We start from the raw sequence: 17908 nt of genomic DNA on the forward strand, positions 1-17908 counted from the left end.
GGTAATGATAGCGCCTGCGCCGGGCGCCGATCAGGGATTGGCGACGTCCAGCAGTTCGATATCGAACACCAGCGCCTCGTTCGGACCGATGCGTGGCAGGGCGCCACGCTCGCCGTAGGCCAACCGCGGCGGAATCACCACCTTCCAGCGGTCGCCCACGTGCATGCGCGGAATCACGTCGCGCCAGCCGGGAATCACGCTCTTCACCACGAAGCTCACCGGGTTGCCGTGCGCGAAGGTACTGTCGAACTCGGTGCCATCGATCAGCATGCCGCGGTAGTTGACGGTGACCTTGCTGTCCACCGTAGGGCTCACCGTGCCCTGGCCCTGCTTGATCACCGCGTACTGCACCCCCGAAGCCAGCTGCACCACACCCGGCTGGGTGCGGTTGTGCGCCATGTATTGCTCGCTCCTGCGCGCGTTGGCCGCAGCGACGCGGCGGAACTCGTTCACGGCGCGGGCGTGCATCTGATCGTCGAGGGCGCGCAGCTGGGCGCGCATGTCCTGCATCGGCACGCTCGGCTGACGCTTGGCGGCCGCATCCTGGATGGCCCGCTCGAGCGTCGCCAGATCCACGGCCGGATCGCCATCAGCGAACTGGCTGCCGATCTGGTAGCCGATCGCGTACGACAGCTTGGCCTTGTCGACGGTGGGGGCCGCGGCCGACCCCTTGGCGGCCTGCTGCGCGTGCGCGGCGGTGCCGATCAGCCCGAGCGCCGCCACTACCAGCCCTGCCCACTTCGTCATGCCGCTCTCCGTAAACGTGACACCTGACGGCCATGCTATGCGCTACGTGCGCGGAACGCAGCATGCTGCCCGGTGCGGTACCGGCATCAGATTCCGGGCGGCCGCAAAGGTTCCCGCTGCTACCATCTGCGGTTTTTCATCCGCAGGTTTCCGCCATGGCCTACCGCAACCTCGAGATCGCCGACCGCGGCGCCGTCCGCACCATCACCGTCGCCCGCCCGGACAAGCTCAACGCGCTCAACCGCGACACGCTCAACGAGCTCACCCTCGCCTTCACCCAGGCCGCGCAGGAAGATGGCGTGCGCGTGGTCGTGCTCGCCGGCAGCGGCGACAAGGCCTTCGTCGCCGGTGCCGACATCGCCGAGATGAACGGCTACACGCCGCTGCAGGCGCAGGCGTTCTCGCGCACCGGGCAGCGCCTGATGAGCCTGATCGAGCGCCTCGGCAAGCCGGTGATCGCGCGCATCCAGGGCTTCGCGCTGGGTGGCGGTATGGAGCTGGCGATGGCCTGCCACCTGCGCGTGGCCAGTGAAAAGGCGAAATTTGGCCAGCCGGAAATCAACCTCGGCCTGATCCCCGGCTTCGGTGGCACCCAGCGCCTGCTGCGCCTGGCTGGCCGCAGCGCGGCGCTGGAGCTGTGCCTCACCGGCGCCACGATCGGCGCCCAGCGCGCCCACGAGCTGGGCATCGTGACCCGCGTGGTCGCACCGGAAGCGCTGGACGAGACGGTCGAAGCGCTCGCCGACCAGCTCGCCGCCGCCGCGCCGCTGGCCGCCGCGGGCATTCTCGACGCCGTACTGCAAGGCGGCGAAGCAGGTCTCGACCAGGGCCTGGAGTTCGAAACCCAGGCCTTCGCCCTGGTGTTCTCCAGCGAGGACATGCGCGAAGGCACGAGCGCGTTCCTGGACAAGCGCAAGCCCGAGTTCAAGGGCCGCTGAGTCACCTCGCGGCCACCTCTGTAGGAGCCCGCTCGCGGGCGATGCCTTTCGCTTTGATGCGGCATCGAAGCCAAGAGCATCGCCCGCGAGCGGGCTCCTACCGGAGAACGCGCTGCCTTAGTGATGGCCTCCGGAGTATCTCTTCTCGCCGCGATGTCCAGCCGAATTTCCGGCGAAGCGGGTCTTGACCAGGCCCTGGAGTTCGAAACCCGGGCGTTCGCCCTGGTGTTCTCCAGCGAGGACATGCGCGAAGGCACGCGCGCCTCCTAGACAAGCGCAAGCCCAAGTTCAAGGGCCGCTGAGTCACCTCGCGGCCACCTCTGTAGATACCGTCTTACTTACCCACCAGCAAGGGCGCGATTGGGATCGAACGGGAGGCCGGAACGCACCACTCCCCAGGCGATGTGCAGCAGCTTGCGCATGGCTGCGCCCAAGGCCAGCTTGGGTGGCTTGCCGCGACCCACCAGGCGATCGAACAGGGCGCGCACCGCGCTGTTGTGGCGAATGGCCACCAGCGCGGGCATGTACAGCCGGGCACGCAGCAACGCATGGCCGAGCTTGGATAGTCGGCTTTGGCCGACCCACTTGCCCGACTCGCGGATCGCCGGATTCACGCCGGCGAAGGCGTCCAGTTGGCGGGGATCGTCGAAGCGCCGCAGATTCCCGGCAAAACCCTGGATGAAGGCTGCCGTCAGGTCGCCGATGCCGGGAATCGAGCGCAAGAGGTCATGATCGCGCCGCAGGTCCGGGTCCTGGTCGATGTGATCCTCGATCGCCCGCTTCAGCTCTTCGATCTGCTGATCCAGCGCATCGATCATGCGCTGGATCGAGGGGCGTACCGAGGCATCGCCGACCGCCAGGCGGTTGGCCTCCATCTGCCGCATCGCCTGCAGGTCGTTCAAGCGGTGCACCAGGGCGCGCAGCTGCCGCTGACCCGGCGTAGGCGGCGCCCACGGGCGTAGTGCGCCGTGGATCTGCTGGGCCATGGCGAAGCGGGCGATCAGCTCGGCGTCACAGCGGTCGGTCTTGGTCCGCGACAGCTCGCTGCGGGCATAGGCGGCGATCTGGGCCGGATTGACCACGTAGACCGTCACTCCATGCTCCACCAGCGCCTGCGCCAGCGCCTCGTGATAGATGCCCGTGGCCTCCATGCACACCCCAGCCTGTGGTGCGTGCTGGCGCAGCCATGTCAGCAGTTCGGCGAATCCGGCCGGCGTATTGGGCAGCTTGCCCTTGGTGCGGTATTTCCCCGGCCGGTCCAGCGGAACGGCCACATCGAAGCTGGCCTTGGCCACATCGATGCCTACCATCGGTTCGGTCATGTCACGTCTCCTGGCAGTCGTCTCAGACGCTGACCATCGACGATCCGCACGGCCGATCCTTACGCGTTCAGGCTCTCGCCGACCGGCGGGCCTCCGATACCGTTCAGGCGCTGGCGGATGGAACGGAACGAGGGCACACATCTACCCAGCAGGCGCGAAGCCTCAGGAGCCCGTCGGCGTCACCTCATTCCCACCGATGATCAGTCGGGAATTCTCGTCCGTTGCCGGACCAGAATCGAGACATAAGGAGCCCGCTCGCGGGCGATGCTCTTCGCTTTGAATCGACATCAAAGCAAAAGCATCGCCCGCGAGCGGGCTCCTACAGAGGAGCGGAGGGTCTAGTGATGGCTGCCGGCGTATTTCTTCTCGCCCGCGGTCACGGCGATGTCCAGTCGGTTTTCCGGCGGTGCCAGTGGGCAGGTTGCGAACGGCGTGAAGGCGCACGGCGGGTTGTAGGCGCGATTGAAATCCAGCACCACGCTGCCGGGCTGCTTCACGCCGCCTGCGGGCAGCGCGGCATAGAAGAAGCGCGCCGCGCCGTAGGTCTCCTTGCCCGAGGTGCGGTCGGCGATGACGAAGAACAGCTCGCCGCCCGGCTCCTCCTGGTAGGGCAGCAGTTCGAAGGTCTTGCCGTCGCGCTGGAACACCGCCTTGCCCGGCACGTCGACCGCGTCGATGGTGCCGATCACCGAGCCGATCTCCAGCTTGTGCGGCGGATCGAACGGCACCCACTTCGCCACGATGCGCCAGGACGGATCGATTGGGAACGACTCGATGCCGAGGAAGTGCTTGCGGGTGGGCGCCTCGGTGTCCTTCACGCGCAGCGCCTTGCGGCCATCGCGATCGATCACATAGAAGCTCGCGGTGCCGAACTGCACCGTCGTCGGGCTGCCAGTTCCGGCGTGCATGTCGTCGACCAGCGGTGCGCTGGCGACCGTCTTGCCGTCCACCGTGGCGCTGCTGCCAGCGGCAAGCGCGATCGACAGCGCGCCGTCCGGACCGAGCGTCACGGTGCCCAGATGAGCCGGCCCGGCGGCCAGCACGATCTCATTGTCTGCGGCATGACCGATCCTATTGGCGCCTTCATGTAGCCACTCCAGTCCGATCAAGCTGAGCCAGCCATCCGGCGCGGTCAGCCGCTGTAACCGACCCTGCCGCCACTGTTCGACTTCGCGCGTGACGTCCTGGGCGGAAAGAGCCGGGGCAACGGGAGCATCGGTAGCGTGCACGAGGGGAACTCCAAGCAGGAAAGCAACGGCCAGCGGAACACGACGGATCATCGGGCGGCAGCCAGTAGGGAGGGAACGCCGAGTATGGGCAGCGCCGCGGCAGCGAGGCAAATGCCGGCGGTCAACGGCCGCGCAGGAACAGCCTGTCCAGTTCGCCGAGGCTGAGCTGGGTCCAGGTCGGACGGCCGTGGTTGCACTGGCCGGAGCGTTCGGTGGCTTCCATCTCGCGCAGCAGGGCGTTCATTTCCGGCAGGCTCAGTCGGCGACCGGCGCGTACCGAGCCATGGCAGGCCATGGTCGAGAGCAGTTCGTTCTCCAGTTCCTGCAGCCGGCGCGAGCTGCCGTGCTGGGCCAGTTCGGCCAGCACGTCGCGGGTGAGCTGGCTGACGTCGGCGCCTTCCAGTAGGGCCGGGATGCGCCGTACCACCACCGCCGACGGACCGCCGCGCGACAACTCCAGGCCCCACGCTGCCAGCGCCTCGGCATGCTCCTCGGCGGCCGCGGCCTCCTTCGCACTCACCGCCAGGCTGAGCGGCACCAGCAGCACCTGCGAGCGCAGGTGGTTGGCCGCACGCGCGGCCTTCAACTTTTCGTACGTGATGCGCTCGTGCGCGGCGTGCATGTCGACCAGCACGAGGCCGTGCTCATTCTCCGCCAGCACGTAGATGCTCTTGAGCTGGGCGATGGCGAAGCCCAGCGGCGGCGCCTGCTCGGGGCTCGACGGCGCGAGCGTGGGCGACGCCCAGTCGTTGGCCTCCCCCTGCGCCGCCGCGCCGAGCAGCGCGGCGTAATCGCCCAGCGGCTGCTCGCGCACACCGAGGCTGAGGCGGCTCTGCGTGGCCGCCCCGCCTGACCAGCCGCCACCGTAGGAAGACGCCCCGGAAGCCACACCCGCGCTCGTCACGACCGTTTCAGCGACGGCGGCTGGCGACGCCGGCAGCGCCTGCCCCGCACGCGTCTCGGCGAGCGCCTCATGCAGGCTGCGGAACAGGAAGTCGTGCACCAGCCGCTGCTCGCGAAAGCGCACCTCGTGCTTGGCCGGGTGCACGTTGACATCCACGCCGGCCGGATCGAGCTCCAGGTACAGCACGAACGCCGGATGGCGGCCGTGGAACAGCACGTCGGCGTAGGCCTGGCGCACGGCGTGAGCGACCACGCGATCGCGCACAAGGCGGCCGTTGACGTAGAAGAACTGCGAATCGGGCTGGCCGCGCGAGGCGGTGGGCAAGCCAACCCAGCCGGACAGGCGCAGGCCCGCCGCGGCATGGTCGATCCGCAGGCTGCGCCCGGGAAATTCTTCGCCGAGCACATCGGCCACGCGTGCCAGCGCGGCCTGCTCGTCACGCGCGGCCTTCCACACGCGCAGCGGTTTGCCGTTGTGGCTGAGCCGGAATTCCACGCCGCTGCGCGCAAGGGCGAGCGACTTCAGGAGATCGTCGATATGGGCGAACTCGGTGCGCTCGGCGCGCATGAACTTCCGCCGCGCCGGCACGTTGTAGAACAGGTCGCGCACTTCCACGCTGGTGCCCGGGGGATGCTGCGCTGGACGCGCCGCCTGCAGCTTGCCGCCGTCCACCTCGATGCGAAACGCCGCCTCGGCGCCGCGCGCGCGTGAGGTCAACGCAAAGCGTGCCACCGACGACACCGACGCCAGCGCCTCGCCACGGAAGCCCATGCTTGCGACGTGTTCGAGATCGTCGAAGCTGCCGATCTTGCTGGTGGCGTGCGACGCCACGGCGAGCGGCAATTCGTCCGGGGCGATGCCGCCGCCGTCGTCACGCACGCGGATCAGCCGCGCGCCCCCCTGCTCGATGTCCACCTCCACGCGCGTGGCACCGGCGTCGAGGCTGTTTTCCACCAGCTCCTTGACCACCGACGACGGTCGTTCGATGACCTCGCCGGCGGCGATCTGGTTGATGAGTTCGGGAGGCAGCACGCGGATGACAGGCATCCGCGTAGCTTACGGGAGCGGCTTCAGATGGAGAAGGCAACGCGCCGGCGGCGCACGAGCTGCGGCGACGCTCAGCCGGCCGGAATGGCCAGCACTGCCCCGGCGCGGACGGTATTGCCGTCGATGCGATTGGCGCTCTTGAGCGCGCCCACCGTTACGCCGTACTGGCGCGCGATGCTGCCCAGGCTCTCGCCCCGGGTCACGCGATGCAGATCGCGGACCGATTCGTCGGCCCGGCTGGACGCGGCAGCCACAGATGCATGGCTATCGCTGTCCGGCTGCGCGGCGGCCAGCATTGCCCCGCTGCGACGCGCGGCCTCGGCGGCGAACCAGGTACCCGGCGGCGGCGTGGCCTCGAAATAGTTGCGCACGCCGCCCATCACCGCCTGCGCCAGTTCGGCCTGATGGGCCGGATCGCGCAGCTTGCGCTCTTCCACCGGATTGCTGATGAAGGCGGTCTCGACCAGGATCGACGGCACGTCCGGCGAGCGCAGCACCACGAAGTTGGCGCGCTCGACGTAGCCGCGATGCGTCGGCCCGAGATGCCCCAGTGCCTTGAGTACATTGCCGGCGATCGACTCGCTGGCCTGCATCGCGTAGCCCTGCTGCAGGTCCAGCAGCACGGCGGCGAGGCTGTCGTCCTTGTCGTCCAGCGACACGCCACCGATCAGGTCGGCGCGGTTTTCGCGATCGGCCAGCCAGCGCGCAGCCTCGCTGGTCTTGCCGCGCGGCGACAGCACCCACACCGACGAGCCCTTGGCATCGCCATTCTTGAAGGCGTCAGCGTGGATGGACACGAACATGTCCGCGTTCTTCTCGCGGGCGATCTGGTAGCGGCGCTTGAGCGGAATGAAATAGTCGCCGTCGCGGGTGAGCACGGCCTGCATGCCCGGCTGCTTGTTGATCAGCGCCGCGAGCTGGCGCGCCACGGCCAGCGTCACGTTCTTTTCCAGCGTGCCGCCGGGGCCATGGGCGCCGGGATCATCGCCGCCGTGGCCGGCGTCGACCGCCACCACCACCTTGCGCTGCCCGCCCATCTGCTCGGCCACCTGGCGCAGCGTCAGCACTTCGCTGGGGCCAGCCTTGCTCACATGCACCGCCTTCATCACCGGCGCCGGCGCACTGGCCACCGCCGACGCGCTGGGGCGCTTGCTGGCGCCATCGGGATACAGATCGAGCACGAGCCGGTAGCCGTAGCCACCGCCGGGCTTGAGCACGAAGCTCTTCGGCGCGCTGTGCGCGTCGACGTCGGCGACCAGCTCGAGCCGACCGCCTCGACGATGGCTGCTCAAGCCCTTGAACAGTCCTTGCGCGGACGGGGTGGCAAAAGCGGAGGCCAGACGGTCATTGCCCAGGTCGATCTGCACTCGGCCAGCGTCGTGTCGAAGCTGGTAGCTGACCGGCCCGCTCAGGTCGAACACCACGCGGGTGTAGTCCGGGCCAGCCCAGACCCGCGCGGCGCGCACATCGGCGGCCTCGGCGGACAACGCGGAAAAGCCGGCGGCGCAAGCCACCAGCGCGATCAAGCCAGTCCTGAACAGGGATGCCCTCATGCGCTGCATTGAATCGCAGGGAAAACGCCATTGCAAGCACTTTTTCCTTGGATATCCGCAACCTGCACCGCATTCGTCAGATCATGTCCAGAAGACCCCTGCAAGCCGCGCTTTCTCCGGCATTAATCCGCCGCCGCATACCGGGACATTTTTCCAGCAGAAACGCAAACTTAGCGCTGCGAGCCGCGCTCAAACCGGCGGCGAGTCCGGCGCTGGCAGTCGCTTGAGCAGCCCCTCGCCTCGTGCGCTGACCGCCCGCAAGGTGGCGCGGCGACCGCTGCCGGCGTACTCGAGAAACACCTCGAGATCCGCCGCGGGGATGGCGCCCGCGCCGCGCTGCGGCCATTCGATCAGCACGACCGCACCGGGTTCGCCCAGGGCATCCATGCCCAACCATTCCAGCTCGTCCGGATCGGCGATGCGGTAGAGGTCCAGATGCCAAGCCTGGGCGCTCGCCAGCGGATAGGACTCCACCAGGCTGTAAGTCGGACTCTTGATGCGGCCGGCCACGCCCATGGCATGTAACAGCGCGCGGGCAAACGCGCTCTTGCCCGCGCCCAGCGGGCCGTGCAGATAGCACACCATCCCGTCGTCGATAGCCGCGCCGACTTCGCTGGCCAGCCTCGCCGTCGCTGCCTCGTCAGGCAGCCGCACGCTGTACTCACGCATGGCGCGGCCCGTTACCCAGCCGGCGCAGCGGGCCGAACAGATCGCTGGCCAGCAGCCCGCGTTCGCCCGCTTCGGCCGCGGCATCGCCGGCCCGCGCATGCAGCCCCACGCCCAGACACGCCGCCTCCCACGCCGTGGCGCCTTGCGCGAGCAGGCCCGCGATGACGCCGGTGAGCACATCGCCCATGCCGGCCACGGCCATCCCGGGATTGCCCCACGGACACGCGGCCAGGCGACCGTCGGGATGCGCGACCAGGCTGCCCGCCCCCTTCAACACCACCACCGCACCGTGGCGGTGCGCCAGCTCGCGCGCGGAAGCGAAGCGATCGGCCTGCACGGTGGCGATATCCACGCCGAGCAGACGCGCGGCCTCGCCCGGATGCGGCGTGAGCACGGCCGCCCGATCGAACCGGCGCGGCTCGCGCGCGAGCAGATTCAGGCCGTCGGCGTCGAGCACCAGCGGGCAATCCGAATCCAGCGCGGTCAGCCACAGCGCGTGTCCCCATGCGCCCTGCCCCAGCCCCGGCCCGACGGCGAGCACGTCGGCCCGCTCGATCAGCGGCGCGATCGCCTGCGGACCGTCCACGCCACGCGCCATCAGCTCGGGACAGCCCGCGTTGAGCGCCACCACGTGAACATCGCGGGTGGCCACGCTCACCAGTCCCGCCCCCGCGCGCAGCGCCGCCTCGCCGCACAGGCGGATCGCGCCGCCCATGCCATGGTCACCACCCACCACCAGCAGGTGGCCATGATCGCCCTTGTGCGCCACTCGCGGACGCGGCGGCAGACTGGTTGGCCGCAGCAGCTCGCCATCGGCCGGTTGCGCCTGCCACAGGCTCGTGGGCAGTTGCAGCGTGTCGAGCTCCAACTCACCGACGTAGTCGGAAGCCACGCCGGTGTACAGGCCACGCTTGGCCGCAATGAAGCACACCGTCACCTTCGCGCGCACGGCCGCCCCCGGGCAGGTGCCGCGATCGGCATCCAGCCCCGAGGGGACGTCCAGCGCGAGCACTGGCTTGCCGCCGGCATTGATGCGCTGGATCAGGGCGGCCACCGGTGCCTCGGGCGCGCGGTTGAGGCCGCTGCCGTACAGGGCGTCCACGTGTACATCAACGTCCGGCCACGGTGCGGCGGGATCGAACAGATGCACGCGGCCGCCGGCGAACTCGAATGCGGTACGCGCCTGCAACGCATCGCCGGTGGCTTGGCCGGACAGGGCGATCAGCTCCACCTGCAGGCCGGCCTCTTTCGCCAGCGCTCCCAACAGATAGCCGTCGCCACCGTTGTTACCCGGCCCGCACCACACGGCAAGGCGGCGAGCCTGCGGCCAGTGGCGACGCAGACTGGCCAGGCCGGCGGCCGCAGCGCGGCGCATCAGCTCGAAGCCGGGAATACCGAGCACATCGATGGCGTGGCGATCGAGCGCCCGCACCTGCTCGACGGTATACAGCGCGTAACGGTGATCGGTCTCGGTCATCGGCGGATTATAGGCAAGGCGGGCCGGGGCGCTGCAGCGCTTAAACTAGGCCCATGCCCAGCCTCGACAACACCGCCACTGACGCTACCGCCATCGACTACGTCGCGCTCGCGCGATCGATCAAGCAGTGGGCCGGCGAGCTGGGCTTCAGCGATGCCGGCATCAGCGGTGTCGACCTGGCGCGCGACGAGCAGTACCTGCAGCGGTGGCTCGACGACGAGCACCACGGCGAGATGGACTACATGGCGCGCCACGGTACCAAACGCAGCCGACCGCAGGAGCTGGAGCCGGGCACGCAACGAGTGATTTCGGTGCGCATGGACTACGCGCCGCCGGACATCCGCAACGCCTGGTCGGTGCTGGAGAACGGCGAGCTGGGCTACGTGTCGCGCTACACGCTGGGGCGCGACTATCACAAGCTGATGCGCCAGCGCCTACAGCGGCTCGCCGAGCGCATCCGCGCCCAGGTCGGCGACTTCGGCCACCGCGCCTACGTCGACTCCGCCCCGGTGCTGGAGAAGGCGCTGGCGCGCAACGCCGGGCTGGGCTGGATCGGCAAGCACACGGTGCTGATCCACCGCCGCGCCGGCTCGTATTTCTTCCTCGGCGAGCTGTACACCGACCTGCCGCTGCCGGTGGACACGCCGGCCAGCGAGCACTGCGGCAGCTGCCGGCGCTGCATCGACGTGTGCCCCACCCGGGCGATCGTGGCGCCGTACCGGCTCGATGCGCGGCGCTGCATTTCCTACCTGACGATCGAACTCAGAGGCAGCATTCCGGAAGAGTTCCGCAAGCCGATGGGCAACCGCATCTTCGGTTGCGACGACTGCCAGCTGATCTGCCCGTGGAACAAGTTTGCACAGGTCACCGCGGAGCCGGATTTCGCTCCGCGCCACCAGCTCGATGGCGCCCGCCTCACCGAGCTGTTCGGCTGGAGCGAAGAGGAATTTCTGCGCCGCACCGAAGGCATGGCGATCCGCCGCACCGGCTACGAGGGCTGGCTGCGCAACATCGCCGTGGCGCTGGGCAACGCGCCACGCTCGGAAGCCGTATTGGCCGCGCTGCACGCACGCGCCGATCATCCTTCGGCCCTGGTGCGCGAACACGTGGCCTGGGCCCTGCACCAGCACGAGGCAACTCCCACCACCGGAGATCCGTCATGAGCGAGAGCCTGAAACCGATGCCGCGACTGGACGACGTGCTGGACGACCTGCGCCAGCTCGAACCGATCTTCCATCGCCCCGAGTCAGGCGCCGGCCCGGCCGACGGCGAGCGGATCACCGAGCCCGGCTTCTGGGAGATCGGCGCGTCCGGCCAACGCTACAGCCGCGACGACGTGCTCGAGGTGTTGCGCCAGCGCGTGGCGCATCCGTTCCACGAATCGCTGGCCGCGGACGACTTTGCCTGCCATCCGCTGGCGCCGAGCCTGTACCTGCTGAGCTATCGGCTACGCCAGGGCGAACGCATCACCCGACGCACCACGCTGTGGCGGCGCACCGTGGAGGGATGGAAGGCGGTGTATCACCAAGGCACGCCGGTGACGCACCCGTAACCTGAGCGCGGGCGCCGCAGCGCACCGCGCCGCCGCTGCTCAGGCCGCGGCCATCTGGGTCGGGATCGACCGGTTGGTGTGCGAGATGCCGTTCTTCGCATCGGCATACACCAGCATCGGCTGGTGTGCCTCGGCCTCGGCTTCGGAGAGCTGGGCAAACGCGGCGATGATGATCAGATCACCCGGCTGCGCACGGTGCGCGGCGCTGCCGTTCACCGAGATGATGCCCGAGCCGGCCTCGGCCTTCAGCGCGTAGGTCACGAAGCGCTTGCCGTTGTTGATGTTCCAGGCGTGGATCTGTTCGTACTCGCGGATGCCCGATGCTTCGAGCAGCAGGCTGTCGATGGCGATCGAGCCTTCGTAATGAAGCTCGGCGTGGGTCACCGTGGCGCGGTGGATCTTGGCCTTGAGCATATTCAGGTGCATGACATCGGGTTCCGGCAGGTACGGCCTGCGAAGCCGCCAATTATCGAACCGCCAGCGGTGCGCTGCAACACGGGCGGGTACGTGGCTCTAGATGGTGCCGCTCAGTCGAACAGCAAGTTGTCGATGAGCCGCGTCTGGCCCAATCGCGCGGCGATAAGGCCCACCAGCGCGCTGCGCTCGCCCACGACGGGGGGCATCAGGTCTTCAGCGCGACGGATCGCCACGTAGTCGGGCACGAATCCTGCGCGCTCCAGCTGCGCGCCGGCCGCCTGCTCCACCACTGCGACGGCGTGTCCCTTGGCGAGCAGCGTGCGCATCTGCACCAGCGTGGCGTGAATGCGCGGCGCTAGCGCCCGCTCCTCGGCCGAGAGGTACTGGTTGCGCGAACTCAGGGCGAGACCGTCGTCGGCGCGCTGGGTCGGCGCGCCGATCACCTTCACCGGCAGGCTCAGGTCGCGCACCATCCGTTCGATCACCTTGAGCTGCTGAAAGTCCTTTTGCCCGAACACGGCCAGATCCGGCTGCACCAGGTTGAACAGCTTGCACACCACGGTGGCCACGCCGTCGAAGTGGCCCGGCCGGTGCGCTCCTTCCAGCTTCTCGGTGATCTGCGGCACGCGCAGGCTCACCGTGTGAGCCGGGCCATACGGATACATCGTGGCCACGTCGGGCGCGAACAGCAGGTCGCAATCGTGCTCGGCCAGCCCGGCCTGATCCTGCGTCAGCGTGCGCGGATAGCGGTCGAAATCCTCGTTCGGGCCGAACTGGGTGGGATTGACGAAGACGCTGGCCACCACCCGATCGGCGCGCATCCGCGCGAGCCGGATCAGCGAGAAGTGGCCGGCGTGGAGGTTGCCCATGGTGGGCACAAAACCCACGGTCTGTCCGGCCGCGCGCCAGCCACGAACGGCGGCGCGCAGGGAGCCGGCATCTTGCACGGTCTGCATCGAAGAAACCTCAGTTGAAGCAGTGTTCGGGCGCAGGAAACACGCCCCGCCGGACTTCATCGGCAAAGGCGCCAATGGCCGCCGCCACCGAGTCGCGCCCCAGCAGGAAATCCTTGCTGAATTTCGGCCGCTTGCCCGGCGTGACGCCGAGCAGGTCGTGCAGCACCAGCACCTGGCCATCGCAGTGCGGGCCGGCGCCGATGCCGACCGTCGGGATGGACACCGCCTCGGTGATGCGCTGGGCCAGCGTGGTGGGCATACCTTCCAGCACGATCAGGTCGGCACCGGCGGCCTCGACCGCGCGAGCCTCGGCCAGCACGCGATCGGCAGCTTCCTGCTCGCGTCCCTGGATGCGGAAGCCGCCGAACTTGTGCACCGACTGCGGCGTCAGTCCCAGGTGCGCGCACACCGGAATCGCGCGCGCGACCAGTGCGCCGATCGCCTCCAGCACATGGGGTGCGGCGCCTTCGATCTTGACCATCGCCGCACCCGCTTCGCCGACCAGACGCGCGCCGGCGTCCAACGCGTGGCCCGTATCGCGATCGCTCATGAACGGCAGATCGGCCACCAGCAGGGTCGAGCGCAGGCCGCGGGCGACCGCAGCGGTGTGGTAGACCATGTGATCGAGCGTCACCGGCAGCGTGCTGGCGTGTCCCTGCACCACCATGCCGAGCGAATCGCCGACCAGGGCCACGTCCACGCCGGCACTTTCCAACTGAAAGGCGAAGCTGGCGTCGTACGCGGTCAACATGACGATGCGTCGCCCCTCGGCCTTCATCGCCCGCAGGCCCGGAACGGTCACCGGCTTGCGGTCGGGGGTACTGGCGTTGTGCACGTACACGAGGCGATCCTGGGTTCGAGCGGGCCGCACATCATAAACCCTCGACGCCGCAGTGCAGCAGAAGGGCGCGAATCAGGCCAGCGCGGTGCAGCCGGTGCAATCGACCTGCTGCAGCAACTGCGCGACCGTCCCCTGCCCCGGCACGTCCAGCTGCGGCGCAACGTCAGCGAGCGGCGCCAGCACGAAGGCGCGTTCGTGAATGCGCGGATGTGGCAGCGTGAGGCGCGGATCGTCCAGCGTGACGCCGTCCATGTGCAGCAGATCCAGGTCGAGCGTGCGGGGGCCCCAGCGTCGGCCGTCGCGATCGCGGCCGGCAGCGGCCTCGATCGCCATCAGCGCATCGAGCAATTCGTGCGGAGACATGGCGGTGCGCAACCGGACCACCGCATTGATGAAATCCGGCTGGTCATGCACGCCCCACGGCGGCGTGCGATAGAAGCGCGAGCAGGCCACCACTTCAGTCCCAGACAACCGGCCGAGGTCAGTCACGGCCTGCCGGAGCGCCTGCAGTGAATCGCCAAGATTGCTGCCCAGCGCCACGTAGGCGTCGCGAGCAGCCGCCAGCGCACTCACGCCGAGCCGGACTTGCCGGATGGCTTGCGCCGACGGCGACGCTTGCGCGGTGGCCGGCCAGCCGCCGCGGCGGCCGGCACGTCCGGCGCGCCGCCGCCACCACTGGCCGGGAGCGCGGCGGCCAGCACGTCCTGCGGCAGTTGCTGCGCATGCGCCCACCACTGGCCAAGTTCGCGGATCGCTGGAGACTCGTCGGCACGCAGCAGCAGGAAGTCGAAGGCTGCGCGGAAGCGCGGTTGCGCAAGCAGGCGGAACACCCGCTTGCGCTGGATCTGCTCGAAGCGTGGCTGCAGCGACCAGATCTCCTCCATCGTGAAGGTGAACCGTCGCGGGATCGCCACGCGCTGGCACTGCTCGCCCACCACATGCGCTGCAGCGCGCGCCCAGGCTTCGGACATGTCCATGCCCTGTGCGATCCAGCCGTGCGCGTAATCGCGCACCTCACCCCACAGCAGCACGGCAAACAGGAAAGCCGGGGTCACCGACTTGCCCTCGATCACCCGCGCATCGGTATTGGCCAGCCCCTGCTCCACCAGCGAACGCAGCGCCTGGTCGCCGCGCTCCAGCGCCCGCGCGGTGGAGGGAAACAGGAACTTCAGCAGCCCGCACTGCTCAAGCATGCGGAAGCTCTTCAAGCCGTGGCCGCTGAGGAACAGCTTGAGCGACTCGTCGAATAGGCGCGCCGGCGCCGCCTCGGTCAGCAGCGGGCCGAGCGTTTCGAACGGGGCCGCAGCCGGGGCATCGATGCGGAACTCCAGCTTCGCCGCCAGGCGCGCGGCACGCAACATGCGCACTGGATCCTCCCGATAGCGCGTCACCGGATCGCCGATCAGGCGCAGCACGCGATCCTCCACGTCCTGCATCCCGCCGACGTAATCGCGCACCGAGAAATCGCTGATGTCGTAGTAGAGCGCGTTGACGCGGAAATCGCGGCGCACGGCGTCTTCCTCGATCGTGCCCCAGACGTTGTCGCGCACGATGCGGCCGTCGACGATGTGGCGGTCGCCCTCGCCGTCGTCCTCGCCGGTGCCGCGGAAAGTGGCCACCTCGATGATCTCGGGGCCGAACACTACGTGTGCCAAGCGGAAGCGACGACCGATCAACCGGCAGTTGCGGAAGAGCTTCTTGACCTCGTCCGGCGTGGCATTGGTGGCCACGTCGAAGTCCTTCGGATGGCCGCCGAGCAGGAGGTCGCGGACCGCACCACCCACGAGATAGGCGTCGAAGCCGGCCTCGTTGAGGCGGTACAGCACCCGGAGCGCGGCCTTGCTGATGTTCTTGCGGGAAATCGCGTGCTGGTCGCGCGGAATGATCCGCAGCGCAGGCGCGTCATCGTTCCCAGTCTGGAAGTTCAAGCGGTAAGAATCCCTGCCGATCGGAGAATCCCGGAAGCCTAGCGCACGAGCCGATGCAAGAGCATCCCGCCAAGGGATGCGACACGCCGGCGTGCCGTCAGGGCGACACGCGAAAAAAAGCGGCGCACCGGAACGACAAAGGCATTGCCGGGCGAAACAATTTCGTTATACTAGCGCGCTCTGAAACAGAACGCTCCCTTCGTCTAGTGGTCTAGGACACCGCCCTCTCAAGGCGGGAACACGAGTTCGAACCTCGTAGGGAGCGCCAATTCAGTCCGGCCCAGCCGCCGGACATCTCGACAGGCCCTCGGCAGCATGACCTTTGTCGTCACCGACAACTGCATCAAGTGCAAGTACACCGATTGCGTCGAAGTCTGCCCTGTCGATGCCTTCCATGAAGGCCCCAACTTTCTCGTGATCGACCCGGACGAGTGCATCGACTGCACCTTGTGCGAGCCGGAGTGCCCGATCAACGCGATTTACCCCGAAGACGACGTGCCGGCCGGGCAGGAGAAGTTCGTCCCGCTCAACGCCGAACTCGCCAAGGCGTGGCCGGTCATCACCGAGCGCAAGGATCCGCCCGCCGACGCCAAGGCGTGGGAAGGCAAGCCGGACAAGATCGACCTGCTCGAGCGCTGATCGTCGACCGCATCGCCAACCGTCACGCAAGTCATCGCATCCATCAACAAAAACGCCGCCCTCGGGGCGGCGTTTTTGTTTGCGTGCATGGCGCGTTGCGGATCAGTTCCCCAGCTTGGCCTTCAGGCCGTCGACCAGCTTGGCCACGCCGGCCGCCTCGCCCTGGGCGCGCACTTCGCTGCCGCTCTGGCCACTGGGCGCGATCGACACGCTGATCTCATGCGGGGTCGCGCGTGAGGCATCGCCCTTGCCGCGGCCGAACATGCGCCCGAAGAAGCCGGGCTTCTTGCCGACCTGCGCGGCGGCCATCACGGTCACCGCATAGGTGTGCGCGGCATCGTCGCGCGCGGTGACCTGGCCGATCTCGCCCTGCGCCAGCGCATCGCCCACCCGCTTGTACGCGGCATCCACGCTGTCGCTGAGCACGAAACCGTCGGTGATCGTGGCGGCGGCGCCCGGGGCGGCCGCCGTCGCACCGTTGGCGGTCGGCTGGTTGGCACCCGGCGGCGGAATCACCAGCGCCTCGCTGGCCGGCGGCGTATCCAGGCCCGGCGGGATCTCCAGCGGAGCTTCCTGCTTGGCCGTGTCCCACGACTTGTGCGAGCGGAACATGCCGCAGCCCGACAGCATGAGACCGGAGAGAACCAGGGCCGGCAGGGCCACAGCGAGCGACGTTTTCTTCATGTAATTGGATTTCCGTGGGAGAGTCATGTCGCCCGCCTCAGGCGGCGACAGCCAATGGAACAAGACGGGCCAGCGCCCGGTGAATCTCTTGGCGCACCGCGCCGTCGGCCAGTTCGACCAGCGGCAGGCGCGGAACCGCCGTCCCCAGGCCGAGCAGCGGCAGGCCCGCCTTTACCGCGATCGGATTGGGCGCTCCGTTGAGCGCGTCCACCAGCGGCGACAAACGCGCATCGACCTGCTCGGCGACATCCGCCTGGCCAGCCACCGCAGCATCGCACAGTTCACGGAACACGCCTGGTACCAGGTTGGCGACTACCGAGATGGTTCCGGCAGCCCCGGCCAGCATGGCCTGCCGGGCCGTGCCGTCATCGCCGGAGAGATAGACGAAATCGGCCCGCACAAGTTCCGCCATCGCCCGGATGCGTTCGCCATCGGCACGCGCCTCCTTGATGCCGACGATGCGCGGATGATCACGCAGCAGCGCGACCGTCTCCGGGAGCATGTCGCAGCCGGTGCGCCCGGGCACGTTGTAGAGGATCACCGGCAGACCGCCCCGCTCGGCCACTTCGATGAAATGCCGGCGCAAGCCTTCCTGGGTGGGACGCACGTAATAGGGCGTCACCACCAGCGCCGCAGCGGCGCCCAGCTCGGCGGCACGACGGGTCAGCGCCGCGGTCTTGGCCGTGCCGGCCTCACCGGTGCCGGCGATCACCGGAATGCGACCGGCGACGTGCCGCACGGCGAACGCCAGCAGTTGCTCGAATTCGGCGTGCTCGAGCATGTGCGCTTCGCCGGTGGATCCGGCCACGACCACCGCCTGCGTACCGCCGGCGATCTGGTAGTCGAGCAGACGCGCAAAGGCATCCAGATCAAGCGCACCATCGCTGCCGAAGGGCGTGGCCAGGGCACAGATGCTTCCGCGGATGTCCAAGGGACGGATTCCAGCAAAAATCGAGTCGTGCATGTTACTTGCGGGCTCGCGCGACGGGCAAGTAAGCTCGAAAA

18 protein-coding genes and 1 tRNA gene are annotated in these 17908 nt (G+C 68.5%); 5 read left to right on the forward strand and 14 right to left on the reverse strand.

What is annotated here, in order from left to right; all coding sequences use genetic code 11:
- Window positions 1-30: 30 nt before the first annotated feature.
- Window positions 31-747: an FKBP-type peptidyl-prolyl cis-trans isomerase gene (locus ACQVBX_RS06950; RefSeq protein ID WP_431637400.1), complete on the reverse strand. Its 717-nt coding sequence runs from the start codon at window positions 745-747 to the stop codon at window positions 31-33.
- Between the two features lie 155 nt (window positions 748-902).
- Here ACQVBX_RS06950 and ACQVBX_RS06955 point away from each other — a divergent pair, with 155 nt between their 5' ends.
- Window positions 903-1685: an enoyl-CoA hydratase/isomerase family protein gene (locus tag ACQVBX_RS06955; protein WP_431637402.1), complete on the forward strand. Its 783-nt coding sequence runs from the start codon at window positions 903-905 to the stop codon at window positions 1683-1685.
- 338 nt (window positions 1686-2023) lie between these two features.
- On the opposite strand, the gene ACQVBX_RS06960 is transcribed toward ACQVBX_RS06955, so the two are convergent.
- From ACQVBX_RS06960 to ACQVBX_RS06985, 6 genes are all read right to left on the reverse strand, one after another.
- Entirely contained in the window at window positions 2024-3007 is a 984-nt protein-coding gene (locus ACQVBX_RS06960) for an IS110 family transposase (protein ID WP_431634114.1), read from the reverse strand.
- Between the two features lie 338 nt (window positions 3008-3345).
- Window positions 3346-4287 carry a DUF1684 domain-containing protein gene (locus ACQVBX_RS06965; RefSeq protein WP_431637403.1) on the reverse strand — a complete coding sequence of 314 codons (942 nt, stop codon included), beginning with the start codon at window positions 4285-4287 and terminating at the stop codon, window positions 3346-3348.
- A gap of 70 nt (window positions 4288-4357) precedes the next feature.
- Window positions 4358-6187, reverse strand: coding sequence for a DNA mismatch repair endonuclease MutL (mutL, locus tag ACQVBX_RS06970; RefSeq protein WP_431637405.1), 1830 nt, complete (start codon window positions 6185-6187; stop codon window positions 4358-4360).
- A 71-nt stretch (window positions 6188-6258) separates the two neighbouring features.
- Entirely contained in the window at window positions 6259-7740 is a 1482-nt protein-coding gene (locus ACQVBX_RS06975; protein WP_431637406.1) for an N-acetylmuramoyl-L-alanine amidase, read from the reverse strand.
- Between the two features lie 189 nt (window positions 7741-7929).
- A complete protein-coding gene (gene tsaE / locus ACQVBX_RS06980) occupies window positions 7930-8409 on the reverse strand; it encodes a tRNA (adenosine(37)-N6)-threonylcarbamoyltransferase complex ATPase subunit type 1 TsaE (protein ID WP_431637408.1) in 480 nt (159 codons plus the stop codon).
- A complete protein-coding gene (locus tag ACQVBX_RS06985) occupies window positions 8402-9886 on the reverse strand; it encodes an NAD(P)H-hydrate dehydratase (protein ID WP_431637409.1) in 1485 nt (494 codons plus the stop codon). The genes tsaE and ACQVBX_RS06985 overlap by 8 nt, the downstream gene beginning before the upstream one ends.
- Window positions 9887-9939: 53 nt before the next feature.
- Here ACQVBX_RS06985 and queG point away from each other — a divergent pair, with 53 nt between their 5' ends.
- On the forward strand, window positions 9940-11049 hold the full coding sequence (gene queG / locus ACQVBX_RS06990; protein WP_431637410.1) for a tRNA epoxyqueuosine(34) reductase QueG: 1110 nt from the start codon (window positions 9940-9942) through the stop codon (window positions 11047-11049).
- Window positions 11046-11438, forward strand: coding sequence for a DUF4440 domain-containing protein (locus ACQVBX_RS06995; protein WP_431637412.1), 393 nt, complete (start codon window positions 11046-11048; stop codon window positions 11436-11438). The genes queG and ACQVBX_RS06995 overlap by 4 nt, the downstream gene beginning before the upstream one ends.
- Before the next feature lie 39 nt (window positions 11439-11477).
- Here the strand turns inward: ACQVBX_RS06995 and panD are convergent, their stop codons facing one another.
- The 5 genes from panD to pcnB form a co-directional block, all read right to left on the reverse strand.
- Window positions 11478-11864, reverse strand: a complete 387-nt coding sequence (gene panD / locus ACQVBX_RS07000) for an aspartate 1-decarboxylase (RefSeq protein WP_431637414.1) — start codon at window positions 11862-11864, stop codon at window positions 11478-11480.
- A 101-nt stretch (window positions 11865-11965) separates the two neighbouring features.
- On the reverse strand, window positions 11966-12811 hold the full coding sequence (gene panC, locus ACQVBX_RS07005) for a pantoate--beta-alanine ligase (protein WP_431637416.1): 846 nt from the start codon (window positions 12809-12811) through the stop codon (window positions 11966-11968).
- A 10-nt stretch (window positions 12812-12821) separates the two neighbouring features.
- A complete protein-coding gene (gene panB / locus ACQVBX_RS07010; protein WP_431637417.1) occupies window positions 12822-13652 on the reverse strand; it encodes a 3-methyl-2-oxobutanoate hydroxymethyltransferase in 831 nt (276 codons plus the stop codon).
- Between the two features lie 72 nt (window positions 13653-13724).
- Window positions 13725-14225: a 2-amino-4-hydroxy-6-hydroxymethyldihydropteridine diphosphokinase gene (gene folK / locus ACQVBX_RS07015; protein ID WP_431637419.1), complete on the reverse strand. Its 501-nt coding sequence runs from the start codon at window positions 14223-14225 to the stop codon at window positions 13725-13727.
- Window positions 14222-15580, reverse strand: coding sequence for a polynucleotide adenylyltransferase PcnB (gene pcnB / locus ACQVBX_RS07020; protein ID WP_431637420.1), 1359 nt, complete (start codon window positions 15578-15580; stop codon window positions 14222-14224). The genes folK and pcnB overlap by 4 nt, the downstream gene beginning before the upstream one ends.
- 192 nt (window positions 15581-15772) lie before the next feature.
- Between pcnB and ACQVBX_RS07025 the strand changes: the two genes are divergently transcribed.
- A tRNA-Glu gene (locus tag ACQVBX_RS07025) sits at window positions 15773-15848 on the forward strand.
- A 47-nt stretch (window positions 15849-15895) separates the two neighbouring features.
- Entirely contained in the window at window positions 15896-16219 is a 324-nt protein-coding gene (gene fdxA / locus ACQVBX_RS07030; protein WP_404635139.1) for a ferredoxin FdxA, read from the forward strand.
- Between the two features lie 102 nt (window positions 16220-16321).
- On the opposite strand, the gene ACQVBX_RS07035 is transcribed toward fdxA, so the two are convergent.
- Both ACQVBX_RS07035 and dapA read right to left on the reverse strand, forming a co-directional pair.
- Window positions 16322-16903 carry a hypothetical protein gene (locus ACQVBX_RS07035; protein ID WP_431637422.1) on the reverse strand — a complete coding sequence of 194 codons (582 nt, stop codon included), beginning with the start codon at window positions 16901-16903 and terminating at the stop codon, window positions 16322-16324.
- Between the two features lie 37 nt (window positions 16904-16940).
- Entirely contained in the window at window positions 16941-17867 is a 927-nt protein-coding gene (dapA, locus tag ACQVBX_RS07040; protein ID WP_431637424.1) for a 4-hydroxy-tetrahydrodipicolinate synthase, read from the reverse strand.
- Window positions 17868-17908 lie beyond the last annotated feature (41 nt).

Source organism: Dyella thailandensis (assembly GCF_050749815.1).
GTDB lineage: Bacteria > Pseudomonadota > Gammaproteobacteria > Xanthomonadales > Rhodanobacteraceae > Dyella_A.